General features: G+C 72.1%; 6 protein-coding genes. All 6 read right to left on the bottom strand.

Going from position 1 to position 16,578, the window contains the following annotated elements; genetic code table 11:
• Window positions 1-44: 44 nt before the first annotated feature.
• The 6 genes from WMF46_RS29300 to WMF46_RS29275 all read right to left on the bottom strand — a co-directional run bounded on the left by WMF46_RS29300 (window position 45) and on the right by WMF46_RS29275 (window position 16,428).
• The gene (locus WMF46_RS29300) at window positions 45-6,086 is read right to left on the bottom strand and encodes an AAA family ATPase (RefSeq protein WP_437980226.1); all 6,042 of its coding nucleotides are present in this window, start codon (window positions 6,084-6,086) and stop codon (window positions 45-47) included.
• A 166-nt stretch (window positions 6,087-6,252) separates the two neighbouring features.
• Window positions 6,253-12,255 carry an AAA family ATPase gene (locus WMF46_RS29295; protein WP_437980225.1) on the bottom strand — a complete coding sequence of 2,001 codons (6,003 nt, stop codon included), beginning with the start codon at window positions 12,253-12,255 and terminating at the stop codon, window positions 6,253-6,255.
• A gap of 232 nt (window positions 12,256-12,487) precedes the next feature.
• Window positions 12,488-13,090, bottom strand: a complete 603-nt coding sequence (locus tag WMF46_RS29290) for a hypothetical protein (protein ID WP_437980224.1) — start codon at window positions 13,088-13,090, stop codon at window positions 12,488-12,490.
• Window positions 13,091-13,160: 70 nt separating this feature from the next.
• Entirely contained in the window at window positions 13,161-14,237 is a 1,077-nt protein-coding gene (locus WMF46_RS29285) for a hypothetical protein (protein ID WP_437980223.1), read from the bottom strand.
• Window positions 14,234-15,805 carry a FecR domain-containing protein gene (locus WMF46_RS29280; RefSeq protein WP_437980222.1) on the bottom strand — a complete coding sequence of 524 codons (1,572 nt, stop codon included), beginning with the start codon at window positions 15,803-15,805 and terminating at the stop codon, window positions 14,234-14,236. Before WMF46_RS29280 ends, WMF46_RS29285 begins: the two co-directional genes overlap by 4 nt.
• On the bottom strand, window positions 15,781-16,428 hold the full coding sequence (locus tag WMF46_RS29275) for an RNA polymerase sigma factor (protein ID WP_437980221.1): 648 nt from the start codon (window positions 16,426-16,428) through the stop codon (window positions 15,781-15,783). The genes WMF46_RS29280 and WMF46_RS29275 overlap by 25 nt, the downstream gene beginning before the upstream one ends.
• Window positions 16,429-16,578: the final 150 nt, after the last annotated feature.

The raw sequence follows: 16,578 nt of genomic DNA, 5'->3' as shown, positions 1-16,578 counted from the left end.
GCCTGCGATGGGCCCGGGAAGCGCTGTCGTGAGCGCGTGAGCGCCTAGGCCGATGGGAGCAGGGCCCCTTCGCCCTCGGCCGCCGTCTCCGCCTCGGCCGCATGCAAAGGGAGCTCGATGATGAACGCGGCGCCGGCGCCCGGCTTGCTCTCGACGCGGATGGTGCCGCCGTGGGAGGTGACGATCCACCGGACGATGTAGAGGCCGAGGCCGAGGCCGCCGAAGCTGCGGTCGGAGACGGCGCGCTCGAAGCGCTCGAAGATCCTGGCCTGGTCGGTCTCCGTGATGCCCATGCCGTGATCGCGGACGACGAGCAGCGCGCGGCCTTCTAGGCCGCGCACGACGACGTGAATGGGGGACCCCGCGCCGTACTTGATCGCGTTGGACAGGAGGTTGATGAGGACCTGCTCCACGCGAGAAGCGTCCCAGTCCCCGACCACGGGCCCTTCCAGCTCGAGCTGGGTGCGGCAGCAGGCGTCGTCGAGCTGCTGGTGCATCCGCTCGACGACCTCGCGCGTCAGGGCCGCCAGGTCGAGGGGGGCGCGCGCGAGGGTGAGCCGGCCGGCGTTGAGGCGGGTGACGTCGAGCAGCTCGTTGACCAGGTGGGCGAGGCGCGCGATCTGGCGATCGAGGACCTGGATCGCGGCGTCGATGCGCTCCGGAGCGACCTCGGCGCGCTGGAAGCGGGGCAGGAGCCGGGCGAGGAGGTGGGCCTGCATCGTGAGCGAGGTGAGCGGTGTCTTGAGCTCGTGCGAGGCGACGAGGAGGAACTCGTTCCGGCGCTCGATCGCCTCCTGGGCCTCGGTGAACAGGCGGCTGTTGTCGAGGGCGAGCGCGGCGCGGCTCGCCAGCTCCTGGGCCAGCCAGAGGTCCGCGGGGCCGTAGTGGCGCCGGGGAGCGGTCGCCAGCAGGGTCATGACGCCGAAGCACCGGTCTCGCGCGAGGAGCGGAGCCCGGAGCAAGGAGTGAACGCCGAGCGGCTCGAGGAGGGGCGCGACGCGCACGTCGCCCACCTCGGGGCGTTGCAGCGACGCGGCCGAGAGCGGCTGCAGCGCGTCGATCACCGCCCCTGCGAGCTCGGCACGCACGCCCGCGGTGACCGCGGCGATCGTGTGTCCCGGGGCGTCGCGAGCGAGGTCCACGTCGATGACGCACTGATCGGCCAGCTCGGGCACGGCGAGCGGCGCCACGCTCTCGAGGGTGGCGCCGTAGCCGAGGGACATGAGCTTGCGGCTCGCCTCGGCGAGGAAACGCTCGGCCAGCTCGGCCCGCCTGCGCTGGGTGATGTCGGTGGAGATGCCGCAGAGCACGCCGGGCATGACGCGCTCGCCAAGCGGGAACTTGACCGACAGGAAGGTGTGCGGCCCGTCGTCCAGCAGGATCTCCTCCTCGCACTGCAGCGGCTCGCCCGCGTCGAGCACCTTCCTGTCGTTGTCACGGAGCACCTCGGCGGTCGAAGCAGGAAAGGCCTCGGCGTCGGTCTTTCCGACGAGCTCGTGGCGCGGCAGCCCGACGGCGCTCTCCGCGTGGCAGTTGGCGAGCAGATACCGACCGTCGCGATCCTTGAGGTAGATGGCTGCAGCGGAGTTGTCGACGATGGCCTGGAGCGTCTTCTGGTGGGCCCGGAGCTCCCGCTCCGCCCGGCGCCGCTCGGCGTTCTCCTGCTCGATATCGGTATAGAGCATGGCGTTCTCGAGCGAGATGGCCGATTGCGAGGCGAGCAGCTCGAGCACGGTGAGCCGCCCGGGCGTGAACGCCCCGGTGATGAGCCTGTTCTCCAGGTAGAGCAGGCCGAGCAGCCTCGCCTGCCGCACGATCGGCAGGCACAGCGCCGATCCCTGCCCCCTCTGCCTGAAATAGTCGTCCTCCGAGAACGGGTGTCTGGCGGCGGCGTCGTCGAGCCGCACGCGCTCGTGGCTCCGGCGAACGTAGTTGAGGACCGACCGCGGCAGCGGGGTCGCCGCCGCTTCGCCCGCGTCGAGCAGCCGCGCCGCGCTGCCGGACGTCGAGATCGCCGCCGCGATCGACAGGCGATCCTCCCGGACCAGGAGCACGACCCCCTCTCCGGCGCCCGCGTGCTCGACAACGATGCGCAGCAGCATCTCCAGGAGGCGCGGGAGCTTGAGCTCGCCGGAGATGCTCTGGGAGGCGGTGACCACCGACAGGACATCGAACTGCTCGGCCCGGACGGCGAAGGTGACGGTGGGGGCGATCGGCTTGCGCGGGGCGAGGTAGGGGTAGCGCTGGTCGAGCTGCTCCACCTTGGCGTGGGCGCCCCAGCGACAATAGCCGGCGCGGGCCTCTCGCAGGTAGGCGTCGGCGGACGTGAAGAGGCCGCACGCGCGGTAGAACCCCGCGGCGAGCTCGCAGGCGATGGCCTCGTGCTGGACGAAGCCGTTCTCCCGCGCCGAGGAGATGGCTTGCTCGTAGAGCCGCATCGCCTGCGGTTCCTGCCCGCGGAGCCGGGCGATCTCGGCGCGGACCAGGGCGTGCTTGTGGAGGAAGTTCTCGGGGCAGCTCCTGGCCCACGCGCCGAGCTGCCGCTCGCACTCGAGCAGCTCCTCGGGGGGTTCCCCCCGCGGGGCGGGCCGCGCCTTATGCGCCTCGCTGGAGAGGGCCGCGAGCGAGAGCGCGAGGTAATAGAAGCTCTCGGCGATGATGACGTTCGACTCGACCTTGTAGGGGTGCTCGGCGCGCCCGCGGGTCACCGCGGCGAACGCCGCTCCGGGAGGGCCGATCAGGAAGCGCGCCTGCGCCTTCAAGTTGTAATGGATGGCGCGGACGAGCGGAGGATTCCCCTCCTCCAGCGACGCCTCGAAGGCCGGCAGATCGAGCTCCGTGCCGTCCAGGGTCGAGAGGCGCACCGGCCTCCCGCGCAGCGCCTGGATCATGGCGGAGATGCCGAGGAGGACGCAGTGCGGTAATGCGTAGCCGGCCCTGCGCACGAAGCCGAGGCGCTCTTCGACCGCGCGGAGCACGTCCTCCAGCGGCTCCCCGGAGAGCAGCGGGAATATCTCGGCCCACATGCAGTTGTAGCACGCGTCGTTCAGGTTGCCGGACTCGACGGCGGCGCTGAACCCGTCGCGCGTGTACGGAGTCGTCTCTCGGTAATGGCGCGTCCAGAAGACGATGTGCTGTCCAAACATGGTGAGCACCACCGATCTCGTGGTGAGGAGGCCGCTCCTCTGCGCCAGGTCGTGACCGAGCTTGCCGAACAGATATCCTTCCTGGTATCGCCCGTACCTCGGGCCGATCACCCTCGCGAAGAAGGTGTACGCGTGAGGGGAGGTCTCGGCGTTGCCGTGGCGCAGGCTGAGCTGGACCATGCGCAGGACGACGAGGTAGTGCAGGTTCGCGTCCATGAAGAACGCGGGGAGGGACACCCCCTTCAGCACGCCCATCGCGCTCTCGATCTCCGGATTCGTCATCCGGGGTAGGTGGACAAGGTCCGCGATCGCGCGATCGCCCAGGTCCCGCCAGACGTGCTCGGTCTCCTCGTCGACCTGTGCGTCGCTAGGGCCGAGCGGAAGCGCGATGTCGCAGGCTCGGAGCCACCCGAGCCCGATCTCCACCGCGCGAGCGTGTCGCCCTCGGGTGACGTTCAGCGCGACGGCGAGCTCGACGGCGGCGGCCGTCTCGGTCCTGGTCCTCGCGCGCTCCATGAGCTCTTCGAGGAGCCGCTCGGCCTCGTCGAAGCCGCCGGTGATGTAGGCGACGTGCGCGCGCTCGAAGGTCAGATCGTAGGTCAGCTCGTGCCGCGCCTCCCAGCGGTCCGGCGCGAGCAGGGAGAGGCCCGCGGCGAGGAGCGCGGCGGCGGACTGGAAGGCCGCTGCGGCCTTGGCCTTCCTGCCGGCGCGGAGATTCAGCGCGGCGAGCTCGTCCCGCTCCACCTGGGAGCGGAGGAGCGCGGCGCCGCGGTTGAGGTGGCCGACGACGTCGAAGAGCGACTCGTCGCGCTCGCCCGGGCGCTGGGCCTTCACGAGCAGCTGGCCGATGCGGAGGTGCACCTCGGTGCGCTGCTCGGCCGGGATGAGCGAATACGCGGCCTGCTGCACCCGGTCATGGAGGAAGCGATAACCAGCGCTCCGCCGGAGGAGCAGCCCCTCCCGCACGGCCTCCTCGAGCGCGCCGCGGAGCGCTTCCGCCGACCTTCGCGCGACGATCGCGAGGGTGTCGAGGTCCAGGGTGCTGCCGAGGCACGCGGCGAGCTTGAGCGCGTCCCGGGCCGGGACCGAGAGCCGCTTGAGCTTGCCCACCATCAGCTCGACGACGTTGTCGGTGAACCCCTTGTCGTGGATGGCGGCGATGTCCCAGCGCCATACGCGCTGCTCGGCGTCGAAGGTGATGAGACCTTCCTGGTGCAGCTCGAAGAGGAACTGGAGGACGAAGAACGGGTTGCCGCCGGTCTTCTCGTAGACGAGCCGCGAGAGCGGCTCGACCTCCTCGGTTCGGGCGTGGACCGCCTCGGCGACGAGCGCCCCGACGTGGGCGGCGGAGAGCGGCGCGAGGACGAGCTCGGAGACGGCGGCGCCGCGCTTCTGCACCTCGGCCAGGGTGAGCCGGAGCGGGTGCGCGGGGCCGACCTCGTTGTCGCGGTAGGCGCCGATCAGCAGGAGGTGCTCGGACCCGGCGTAGGTGGCGAGCTGCTCGAGCAAGAGCAGGCTGGCCGCGTCGGCCCATTGCAGGTCGTCGAGGAAGAGCACCATGGGGTGCTCGTCCCGGGCGCACGCCGCGACGAAGCGCTGGAGCGCCGCGTGCAGCCGGCCCTGCGCCTCGGTGGGCGGGAGCTCGGGCACGGGCGGCTGCGGGCCGAGGAGGAGCGTGAGCTCGGGGAGCACGTCGGCGAGCAGACGGCCATCCTGGCCGAGGGCCTCGCGGAGGCGCTCTCGCCAGCGCTCGAGCTGCTCCTCGCTCGCGCACAGGATCTCCTGCACGAGCGCCCGGAACGCTTGGAGGAAAGGGAGATAAGGGACGTCGCGCTTCAGCTGCTCGAACTTGCCGGAGACGAAGAAGCCGCGCTCGCGCACGACGGGCCTGTGCAGCTCGGCGACGAGCGATGACTTGCCGATGCCCGAGTAACCCGACACGAGCGCGAGCTCGGGCCGGCCATTCGAGACCACGCGCTCGAACGCGGCGAGCAGCGCCTCGATCTCACGCTCGCGGCCGTAGAGCCGCTGCGGGACCCGGAACCGGTCGGAGAGGTCGCGCTCCCCGAGCGGGAACGGCTCGATGGCGCCGGTCGCCTGCAGCTGGGAAAAGCACCGATCGAGGTCGTGGCGCAGGCCGAGCGCGCTCTGGTAGCGCTCCTCGGCGGCCTTGGAGAGCAGCTTGAGGACGACGTCGGACAGGACCGGTGGAATCGAGGGGACGAGCGCGCGCGGCGGCCGCGGCGCCTGGGCGATGTGGCAATGCACCCACGCGACGGGATCGCTGGCCTGGAACGGCAGGGCGCCCGTCAGCATCTGGTAAAAGGTGACGCCGAGCGAGTACAGGTCGGTCCGCTCGTCGATCCAGCGGTTCATCCGGCCTGTCTGCTCCGGCGCCATGTAGGCGAGCGTGCCCTCGATGAGCCTGTCGCGGGCGAGGTCCTGGGACTCGCGGGGCAGCAGGCACGCGATGCCGAGGTCGGTGATCTTCACCTCCCCGGTGTCGGGGTTGCAGAGCAGGTTCTGGGGCTTGATGTCCTTGTGGATGATGCGATGGCGGTGCAGCTCGGCCAGCGCGTCGGTCAGGCGGAGGGCGAGGGGGAAGAAGCGCTCGATCGACATCGGGCGCATCGGGCGCGTCGGCCCGTCGCCGTCGAGCAGCTGGTCGAGCGAGCGGCCGCCGAAGTCCTCGAGGACCAGCGCCACCTGATCGCCGAACGCCTCGATCGCGCGGGCCTTGACCACGGCCGTCGTGTCGAGCGCGCTGGCGAGCTCGTGCTCGTGGTGCAGCCGGCCGAGGGCGCGCGGGCTCGCGTGGTCGCGCCGCAGGACCTTGAGCACCACCGGCCGGCCGTCCTCCGCGCGCCGCGCCCGGTAAAGGATCGTCTCTGCACCTTGGTGCAGGACCCCCACCACGAGGTAACGCGGACTTTCTGGCATACGCAAGATCGTCGGCAGCCGGAGCGGCCTCCGAGGCGTCGGTGTTTGGCCTGATGGTGCCAAAAGCGCCGTGCTTCGCCACGGGAAATGGCGGCATGCCCTCGCGCCGGCTCGCCTGGAGAGCGCATGCGCCGGTCGCCCCGGGAGCCCCCTGTGAACGTCGATTCTATGTCGATGCGAGGGAGGTGCCCGGGCCGTCCGTCTCCGCCTCCGCCGCATGCAAAGGGAGCTCGACGATGAACGTGGCGCCGGCGCCCGGCTTGCTCTCGACGCGGATGGTGCCGCCGTGGGAGGTGACGATCCACCGCACGATGTAGAGGCCGAGGCCGAGGCCGCCGAAGTTGCGGACGGAGACGGCGCGCTCGAAGCGCTCGAAGATCCTGGCCTGGTCGGCCTGCGCGATGCCGATGCCATGGTCGCGGACGACGAGCAGCGCGCGGCCTTCCAGGCCGCGCACGACGACGTGAATGGGGGCGCCCGCGCCGTACTTGATCGCGTTGGACAGGAGGTTGATGAGGACCTGCTCCATGCGAGAAGCATCCCAGTCGCCCACCACGGGCCCTTCCAGCTCGAGCTGGGTGCGGCAGCGGGCGTCGGTGAGCTGCTGGTGCATCCGCTCGACGACCTCGCGCGCCAGGGCCGCCAGGTCGAGGGGCGCGCGCGCGAGGGTGAGCCGGCCGGCGTTGAGGCGGGTGACGTCGAGCAGCTCGTTGACCAGGTGGGCGAGGCGCGCGATCTGGCGGTTGAGGACCTGGATCGCGGCGTCGATGCGCTCGGGAGCGATCTCGGCGCGCTGGAAGCGGGGCAGGAGCCGGGCGAGGAGGTGGGCCTGCATCTTGAGCGAGGTGAGCGGGGTCTTGAGCTCGTGCGAGGCGACGAGGAGGAACTCGTCGCGGCGCTCGATCGCCTCCTGGGCCTCGGTGAACAGGCGGCTGTTGTCGAGGGTGAGGGCGGCGCGGCTCGCCAGCTCCTCGGCCAGCCACAGGTCGGCGGGGCCGTAGCGGCGCCGTGGCGCGGTCGCCAGCAGGGTCATGACGCCGAAGCTCCGGTCGCGCGCGAGGAGCGGAGCCCGGAGGAAGGAATGAACGCCGAGCCGCTCCAGGAGGGGCGCGGCGCGGACGTCGCCCACCTCGGGGCGTTGCAGCGACGCGGCCGAGAGCGGCAGCAGCGCGTCGATCACCGCCCCTGCGAGCTCGGCAGGCACGCCCGCGGTGGCCGTGCGCTCCGGAGCGTCCGGATCGAGGCGCACGTCGACCACGCACTGGTCGGCCAGCTCGGGCACGGCGAGCTGCGCGACGCTCTCGAGGGTGGCGCCGTAGCCGAGGGCCATGAGCTTGCGGCTCGCCTCGGCGAGGAAGCGCTCGGCGAGCTCGGCCCGCTTGCGCTCGGTGATGTCGGTGGAGACGCCGCAGATCACGCCGGGCATCACGTCCTCGCCGAGCGGGAACTTGACCGAGAGGTAGGTGTGCGGCCCGTCCTCCAGGATCAGCTCTTCCTCGAACTCGAGCGGCTCGCCCCTGTCGAGCACCTGCCGGTCGTGCGCGTCCAGCGCCACGGCGCGCTCGGCAGGCAGGAGCTCGGCGCTGGTCTTTCCGACGATCTGATCGAGCGGCCTGCCGAGGGCGCGGCTCACCCCGCGGTTGGCGAGCAGGTGCCGGCCCTCGCGATCCTTGAGGAAGATGCACGCGGCGGAGTTGTCGATGATGGCCTGCAGCGTGGCCTGGCTCTCGCGGAGCTCGCGCTCCGCCCGGCGCCGCTCGGCGTTCTCCTGCTCGATATCGGTGTAGAGCATGGCGTTCTCGAGCGAGATGGCCGACTGCGAGGCGAGCAGCTCGAGCACGGTGAGCCGCCCCGGGGTGAACGCCCCGGCCACGAGCCGGTTCTCCAGGTAGAGCACGCCGAGCAGCCGCGCCTGGCGCACGATGGGCAGGCACAGCACCGATCTCGGCTTCTTCCGCGTGAAATACTCCTCTTCGAGGAAAGGGTGCTTCCCGGCGGCGTCGTCGAGCAGCACGCGCTCGTGGCTGCGGCGAACGTAGTTGAGGATGGATTGCGGCAGCGCGGCCGCCGCGGCCTCGCCCGGGTCGAGCAGCCGCGCGGCGCCCCCGGACGCGGCGATCGCCGCCGCGGTCGACAGGCGATCTTCTCGGGCCAGGAGCACGTAGCCTTCCTCGGCGCCCGCGTGCTCGATCACCGTGCGCAGCAGCATCTCGAGCAGCCGCGGGAGCTTGAGCTCACCGGAGATGCCCTGAGAGGCCTTGACGACGGAGAGGACGTCGAACTGCTCGGCGCGCACGGCGAAGGTGACGGTGGGGGCGATCGGCTTTCGCTCGACGAGGAAGGGATACCGCTGGTCGAGCTGCTCGACCTTGGCGTGGGCGCCCCAGCGGAAGTAGGCGGCGCGCGCCTTCTGGAGGTGGGCGTCGGCGGCGGTGGTGAGGCCGCGCGCGCGGTAGAACCCCGCGGCGAGCTCGCAGGCGATGGCCTCGTGCTGGACGAAGCCGCCCTCCCGCGCGGCCGAAGCGGCCTGCTCGTAGAGCCGGGCCGCCTCCGGTTCCTGCCCGCGGAGCCGGGCGATCTCGGCGCGGACCAGGGCGTGTTTGTGAAGGTAGTTGTCGGGGCCGTTCCTGGCCCACTCGCCGAGCTGCCGCTCGCAGTCGAGCAGCCCGTCCGGCAGCTCCGGCGACGCCTCGTGCGGGCTGCGCGCCTCGTGCGCATCGCCGTCGTCGACGAGCGCCGCGAGCGCGAGCGCGCGATAATAGAAGTCCTCCGCCACGAGCGCCTGCGGTTCGGTCCTCCAGGGCCTGTCGACGATCACCCGGCGCGTCGCCTCGCACGCCTCCCCGGGGGAGCCGAGCAAGAACAGCCCCTGGGCCTTCAGGCTCCAGTAGAAGCCGAGCACGCCGCCCATGTCCCCGGGAGGCAGCCGCGCCTCGAACGCGCCGGGATCCAGCTCGGATCCATCCATCATCGGGAGCCGGGCCGGCCTGCCTCGCAGCGCCTGGACCAGCGCGTAGGCGCTCAGGAGGATGTTGTAGACGAACTCGTATCCGGTCTTGCGCACGAAGCGGAGGTGCTCCTCGACCTCGCGGAGGACGTCCTCCAGCGGCTCGCCGGCGAGCAGCGGGAACAGCGGGGCCCAGATGCAGAGAAAGCACGCGTCGTTCAGGTTGCCGGTCTCGATCGCGGCGTTGAAGCCGGCGCGCGTGTAGGGATACGTCTCTCGGTAATGGCGCTTCCAGAAGATGATCAGATTGCCGAACAAGGAAGAGACCATGGCCTTCATGGCGAGGAGGTTGTCCCTCTCCACCAGGTCATGACCGAGCTTGCCGAACAGATATCCCTCCTGGTATCGCCCGTATTTCGGGCCGATCACCTTCGCGAAGGCCGCATACGCGTGAGGGGAGCTCGCGGCGTTGCCGTGCTGCAGGCTGAGCTTCACCATGCGCGCGACGACGAGGTAGTTCAGGTCCGGGTGCACGAAGTACGCGGGGACAGACACGCTCGCCAGGACGTTCATCGCGATCTTGCACGTCGGGTGCGTCATGGGAGGCAGGTGCATCAGGCCCTCGATCGCCCGGTCGCCCAGGGCCTGCCAGACGCCCTCGGTCTCCTCAGCGAGCCGCGCTTCGGTGAGCGGGATCGACAGGTCGATGTCGCAGGAGCGGAGGAACGAGAGCCCGATCTCCACCGCGCGGGCGGACTGCCCGCGGGTCACGCTGAGGGCGATGGCGAGCTCGACGGCCGCGGCTCGCTCGGCCTCGGTCCTCGCGTGGTCCGTCAGCGCTCGCAGCAGCCGCTCGGCCTCGTCGAAGCCGCCGGTGATGTACGCGGCGTGCGCGCGCTCGAAGGTCAGATCGTAGGTCAGCTCGTGCCGCGCCTCCCAGCAGCCCGGCGCGAGCAGGGAGATGCCCGCGGCGAAGAGCGCGGCGGCGGACTGGAAGGCCGCGGCGGCCTTGGCCCTCCTGCCGGCGCGGAGGTTCAGCGCGGCGAGATCGTCGCGCTCGGCCTGGGAACGGATGAGCGCGGCGCCGCGGTTGAGGTGCCCCACGACGTCGAAGAGCGCCTCCTCGCGCTGGCCCTTCAGGAGCAGCCGGCCGATGCAGAGGTGCACCTCGGCGAGCTGTCCGGCGGGGATGAGCGCGTGGGCGGCCTGCTGCACCCGGTCATGGAGGAAGCGATAACCAGCGCCCCGGCGGAGCAGCAGCCCCTCGCGCACGGCCTCGGCGAGGGCCTCGGCGAGCTCGGCTGCAGGGCGGCTCGCGACCAAGGCGAGGATGTCGAGGTCCAGGCTGGCGCCGAGGCACGCGGCGAGCTTGAGCGCGTCCTGCGTCGGGACGGGGAGCCGCTTCAGCTTGCCCACCATCAGATCGACGACGTTGTCGGTGAAGCCCTTGCCGCGGATCGCGGCGATGTCCCAGCGAAAGGCGCCCGCCTTCGCGTCGAAGGTGATGAGGCCTTCCTGGTGCAGCTCGAAGAGGAACTGGATCGCGAAGAAGGGGTTCCCGCCGGTCTTCTCGTGGACGAGCCGCGCGAGCGGCTCGGCGCGCTCGGCCGCGGCGTGGACCGCCCCCGCGACGAGCGCCCCGACGTCCGATGCGGAGAGCGGCGCGAGCACGAGGTCGCTGAGGGTCGCGCCGCGCTTCCGCGCGTCGGCCAGCATGAGCGGCAGCGGGTGCGCCGGGCCGACCTCGTTGTCGCGGTAAGCGCCGATGAGCAGGAGGTGCTCGGTCTCTGTGTAGGTGATGAGCTGCTCCAGCAGCTGGAGGCTGCCGGCGTCGGCCCACTGGAGATCGTCGAGGAAGAGCACCATGGGGTGCTCCTTCTGGACGCAGGCCGCCACGAAGCGCTGGAGCGCCGCGTGGAACCGGTGCCGGGCCTCGACGCCCGGGAGCTCCGGCACGGGCGGCTGCGGGCCGAGGAGCAGCGCGAGCTCGGGGAGCACGCCGGCGAGCAGCGCGCCGGTCGCGCCGACGGCCTCCCGGAGGCGCTCTCGCCAGCGCTCGAGCTCCTCGTCGCTCACGCTCAGGATCTCCCGCAAGAGCGCCCGGAACGCCTGGAGGAAGGCGTGGTAAGGGACGTCGCGCCTCAGCTGCTCGAACTTGCCGGAGAGGAAGAAGCCCCGCTCGCGCACCACCGGCCCGCGCAGCTCGGCCACGAGCGACGACTTGCCGACACCCGAGTAGCCCGACACGAGCACGAGCTCGGGGCGGCCGCTCGCGACCACGCGCTCGAACGCGGCGAGCAGGGCCCCTAGCTCGCGCTCGCGGCCGTAGAGCCGCTGCGGGATCTGGAACCGATCGGAGAGATCGCGCTCACCCAGCGGGAAGGGCGGAATCGCCCCGCTCGCTCGCCACCTGGCGAAGCACTCGTCGAGGTCGCGCTGCAGGCCGAGCGCGCTCTGGTAGCGATCCTCGGCGGACTTGGAGAGCAGCTTGAGGACCACCGCCGACAGCTGCGGGGGAATCGAGGGGACGAGCGCGTGGGGCGGGGATGGGTGGAGGGCGACGTGGCAATACACCCATTCCACGGGATCGCTCGCCTGGAACGGCAAGGCGCCGGTCAGCAGCTCGTAGAAGGTGACGCCGAGCGAGTACAGGTCGGTCCGCTCATCGATGGAACGGTTCATCCGGCCCGTCTGCTCGGGCGCCATGTACGCCAGCGTCCCCGCGATGAGCCCGTCGTGGGAGACGTCGTGGCATTCGCGCGGCGAGAGGCAGGCGATCCCGAGATCGGTGATCTTCACCTCCCCGGTGTCGGGGTTGTAGAGCAGGTTCTGGGGCTTGATGTCCCTGTGGATGACGCGGTGTCGATGCAACTCGGCGAGCGCGCCGGAGAGGCGGAGAGCGAGGGGGAAGAAGCGCTCGAGCGGCGTCGGCCCCTGGATGAGCCGGTCGAGCGAGCGGCCGCCGAAGTCCTCCAGGACCAGCGTCATCTGATCCCGGAACGCCTCGATCCCGTGGGCCTTGACGATGGCCGTCGAGTCGAGCTTCCTGGCGACGTCGTGCTCGTGGCGCAGCCGCCCGAGGGCGCGCGGGCTCGCGTGGTCGCGCCGCAGGACCTTGAGCACCACCGGCCGGCCGTCCTCCTCGCGCCGGGCTCGGTAGAGGATCGTCTCGGGCCCGTCGTGCAGGACCTCGATCACGAGGTAGCGTGGACTATCGGCCATAGGCGGGTCTTCGAAGGCCAGTGCGGCGGCCTCCGAGGCGTCGAGCGTCGGTGCATGTTGCCAAAACCGCCGCGCTCCGCCATGGAAAATGGCGGGGCGCCCTCGCGCCGGCTCGCTTGCGATGACGGGGGGAAGAGAGGGAATTCGCCGAGAGTCCTCCGACGCCTGCCGCGCGGGCACGCTGCGCTGTTTCTACGGGCGCCCGGCGGCCAGCCGTCGTGCGACCGTGGAGCTATGTGCCGCAGCGCTGGACCGTGTAATCGCCGTCGACCGGCCAGTTCTCGTCGCCCGCGCCGCGCACCTTCACGAACAGCGAGGTCTCGTCGCTGCTGACGATCTCGAGCGTGCCCCCATGGCCGGGGCCCACGCCGCCCGCTCCACCGCAACCGGAGAAGATCACGGATTTGGAGAAGGGGATGTGCATGGCGGAGAGATCGATGAGACCTGGCTTGTTGAGCTCGGGCGGGATCGTCAGGATGAATTGCCAGGTGCCCGCCTTGTCACAGTCGACGCCGGCCTCGAGATCGATCACGGGCTGGGCGCATTGCTCGACAGCGTTGCTGAAGTAGAGGACGAGCGCGTCCGGGGTCTCCCAGGCCGTCGGGCGGCTCGTGAAGGGGATGGATCCGGGGACCACATCGCTGCCTCGCAGCGCGATGACGTGGATGGCCGAGGTGCCGTCGTCCGCGTCGTCCACATCATCGTCGTCCACCTCATCGCCGTCGTCGGGCACCATGGGGGCCGGGGGGCTCCCCCAACCCCCATTTTGAATGGGATTGAAGACGATCTCCTCACATCCGGTGTTCATCACCGCCATCGCTCCGAGGACCATCATCCATCGTTTCATTCGAACGACCTCCAGGCCAGGCTCCAGAGGTGAAGTCCTTCCGGCGCGTGACGGCGGCTCATAAAAACAGATCGATCTCGATGCCGGCTGAAGAGAGGATGAACGGTTTGCCCCAGGTCGCTGTCTCTCGCTCGACGAACCGGACGGAGACGCCCTCGACGAGGACGCTGGCGAGGGCGTCGGCGCGCAGGCGGAACGTGGGGGTCAGGGCGAAGGAGAGGCCGGCGCCCGCGAAGGGGCTCGCGGTCACCGCGGCGGATGCGCTCGAGCGGAAGCCTTTGCTGGCCACCCCCGTGCTCCAGAGCAACACGGCCGAGAGGCCGAGATCCGCCGAGGCCGTCCACGGGCTGTCGCGCGGGGCCAGCTGGAAGCGCGCGCCCCCGCCGGCGAGCAGGACGGAGAGCTCGGCGGTGCCTTGCGATCGCTCGACCTGGTGGGCGCTGACCGGAATCGCGGCGAACGCGATCGCGCCGGCGTGCTCGCCCGGCAGCCAGGAGAGGCCGACGTCGATGCTGACCGCCGCGCCGAAGCCGCCTGGGCTCAGCAGCACACCGGGAGCGAGCGAGAGGCGGAGCGCCGGCGACGGGCGCCGGGCCGGCGCGGGCAGCGTGTCCGGCGCGCGGACCTGCAGCTTCTCACGGATCTCGGGCGTCGCGGGCACCTCTCCGGGCGGGGGCGCGGGCAGGCCGGCCTCGAGGAGGCTGGCGCGCAGGAGCTCGACGGCGCGGAGCGCGAGCGCCGCGTCGCTGTCGGGCGTGCCGCCGTCGTCCGCCATCTCGCGGAGGACGGTCTTGCCGGTCACCCGATCGGCGATCCAGATCTCGACGCCGCGCTCGGAGGGGACGGCGCGGATCGCGGCGATGGCGCCCACCTCGCGCGCCGAGGCCTCGAGGGACGCGCGCGACGCCGGCTCGGCCGCGGGGTCGAGGCGCTCCGCCCGGAAGCCCAGCGACTCGATCTCGGCCACGATCCGCAGGCCGAAGCGATCGCCGGGGGCGCAGAGGACAGCGATGGTCGAGGCGGCCTCGGTCCGGGTCTCGCCGGCGCGCGCGCCCTCCGCGAGCGCGGCCCCTGCTGCGAGCGTGGCCCCGGCGAGGAAGTCGAGGAAGAGGAGCGTCGCGGCGCGGCGTCTCACGGCGAGGGAGGCTCGGCGGCAGGGCCCGGCGCGCCGGGCGAGCCTCCGGGGGCGACGGGCCTACCAGGCGAGCCTCCGGGGCTGACCGCCTTCGATCCGCGCGCGAGCACGTGCTTCGCGTACCCCGCGTGCGAGCCGCTCGGATGAGCGGCGAGGTACTGCTCGGCCGCCCTTCGGGCGCCCGCCTCGTCGCCCAACCTGTCCTCCGCCTCGACGAGGCGCCCCGCGGCGTCGGCGGCGAACGCGCCCGCCGGCTGCTCGCGCAGGTACCGGGCGAACCAGCGCGCGGCGGCCGCGTGGTCCTTGCTCTGGTCCTGGGCGATCCTCCCCAGCATGAACGCCGCCGACGCGGCCTCGGGCGAGCTCGGGAACCGGGCGCGGAGGGAGGCGAAGGCCTGGGCGGCGCGCGCCGGGCTCCCGCCGAGCCGGGCCGCGTCGCCGAGCGCGTGCAGATCGCTCGCGCTCGCGGCGTCGCAGAGCGCGTCGAAGCCCTCGCCCTCCGCGGCGGCCAGGGCGTCCCTGTACCTGGCCTCGAGGGCCAGGGCGCGCCACGACGGCGTCTCTCGGTGCGCGGGCGGGGGAGAGACCGAGCCCTCGCCGCCTGCTTGCCCTTGCAGCGCGGCCGCCCCGGCGCCCGGTGCGCGGGCGGTCGCCGGCGGCCCGCTCGTCGAGGTCGCAGCCGCGCCCGGAGCGGCTTCGCTCGGGGCAGGCGCGCCTGGAGCGGCTTCGCTCGGGGCAGGCGCGCCTGGATGGGCCGCGCTCGCGGCCATCGCGCCGGGATGGGCCGCGCTCGTGGCAGCCGCGCCGGGCGGGGTCGCCGTCGATGGGGGGCCAGCGGCCGCGTCGATCGCGCCGACCTCGAGGGTGTTCGTCGCGGGTGAGATGGTGAGCCGCTCGCCGGCGCGGACGGCGCGCGATTCGCCCACGACCGGCCCGGAGACCGTGATCGCCCCCTCGTGCAGCGCGACAACGAGCTGCTCGGTCACCGGGTCCCACCGGGTCTCGAAGCGCGTCCCGATCACGCGGACCTGGAACGGCCCGACCCGCACCGTCCAGCGCGCGCCCTCGCGGTGGACGACCGAGAGATCGAGCGCACCTCGCTCGAGGGAGAGCTCCGCGCCGTCTGCGCCCACCGAGGCGACGCGGGCGCGCCCCCCCGGCGCGAGGCGGAGCAGCGAGCCGTCGGAGAACCGGATCGGCAGCTCCGCCGTGGCCGGCGCGGCGATCCACGCGCCGACGGCCCCTGGCTCGGCCGCCCCGAGCGCGAAGCGCATCGGAGCGCGGGGGCGCGCCACGAGCGCGATCACGAGCGCGGCGGCGAGCAGGGCCACCGCCGCCAGCGTGGCGGCGAGCCGCACCGCGAACGGCCTTCCAGGCCTCGTCCGCCGCCAGGAAGACTCACGGCGGGGCCGCTCTCCGCGCCCGGCCGGCTCCGCGTCGGGCACCGGCGCCGCCGCGAGCAGCCGCGCCCGCCCGCGCTCGCGATCGAGCCGCGCCGCCGGCATCCGGTCCTGAAGCTCGGCCACGCGCCGCCCCAGGGGGGTCAGCGGGCGCTCGGATTGCCCCACCGGGTACCTCCATCGAGCCACGCCTCGAGCGCGGGCTGCTTGCGCGCTTCGGCCTCGAAGCGGGCGCCGGCGCGGGCGAGCCGCCGCTTGATCGTCGCGAGCGAGGTCTCGCACGCCGCGGCGACCTCGGTGAGCTCCATGCCGTCGATGAACCGGAGAGCGAAGGCGATCCGCTCGTCCACCGGGAGCGCGTCGAGGACCGCATAGGTCGCGCGCAAGGCGTCCAGCACGTCGCCTGACGCCGCGCCGGACTCGACCTCGGGCAGCTCCTCGCTCGGCAGGAACCAGAGCCAGCTGCGCCGCTTCCTGCGGGTGATCGACGAGCGCGCCACGTGCACCGCGATCATCGTGAGCCAGCCCTTGAGCGCGCTCGGGTCCTCGAGGCCCGGCAGCGAGCCGAGCGCGCGGACGAAGACGTCGTGGTGCAGGTCGGCCAGGTCGTGGCTGAAGCCGAGCAGCCGGTAGAGCACCCGGTGGACGTGATCCGCGAACCGGTCGTAGAGCGCGGCGCGCGCCCCGGGGTCGCCCCGCCGGAACGCGTGCACGAGGGTCGCGTCGTCGCCGGCGAAGGCCCGCTTCGGGGCGGGCGGCGGCGGTCGGACGAGCTTCAAGGGGCGGGTCAAACGGGGCTCCTCTGCTGAAGTCCCCCGAGGGGAGGCCCACGGCTCAGGGGGTCGCACGATCGTCCCCGGAGGCCCAAGGAGCGCCTGAAGAACCGTGGTTTCACACGAGAGCCCTGACCCTGCGCTCCGTCGCAGAAGCGAACTTCGCGC

Origin of the sequence: Sorangium sp. So ce117, from assembly GCF_051524395.1 — a bacterium.
Classification (GTDB): Bacteria; Myxococcota_A; Polyangia; order Polyangiales; family Polyangiaceae; genus Sorangium; species Sorangium cellulosum_B.
Note: the sequence above shows the minus strand (reverse complement) of the source record. Positions and strands in the feature narration are given on the sequence as shown.

Excerpts from the sequence above, each read along its gene's own strand:
- WMF46_RS29300 (WP_437980226.1), bottom strand. The coding sequence starts at position 6,086 with ATGCCAGAAAGTCCGCGTTACCTCGTGGTGGGGGTCCTGCACCAAGGT.
- WMF46_RS29295 (WP_437980225.1), bottom strand. The coding sequence starts at position 12,255 with ATGGCCGATAGTCCACGCTACCTCGTGATCGAGGTCCTGCACGACGGG.
- WMF46_RS29290 (WP_437980224.1), bottom strand. The coding sequence starts at position 13,090 with ATGATGGTCCTCGGAGCGATGGCGGTGATGAACACCGGATGTGAGGAG.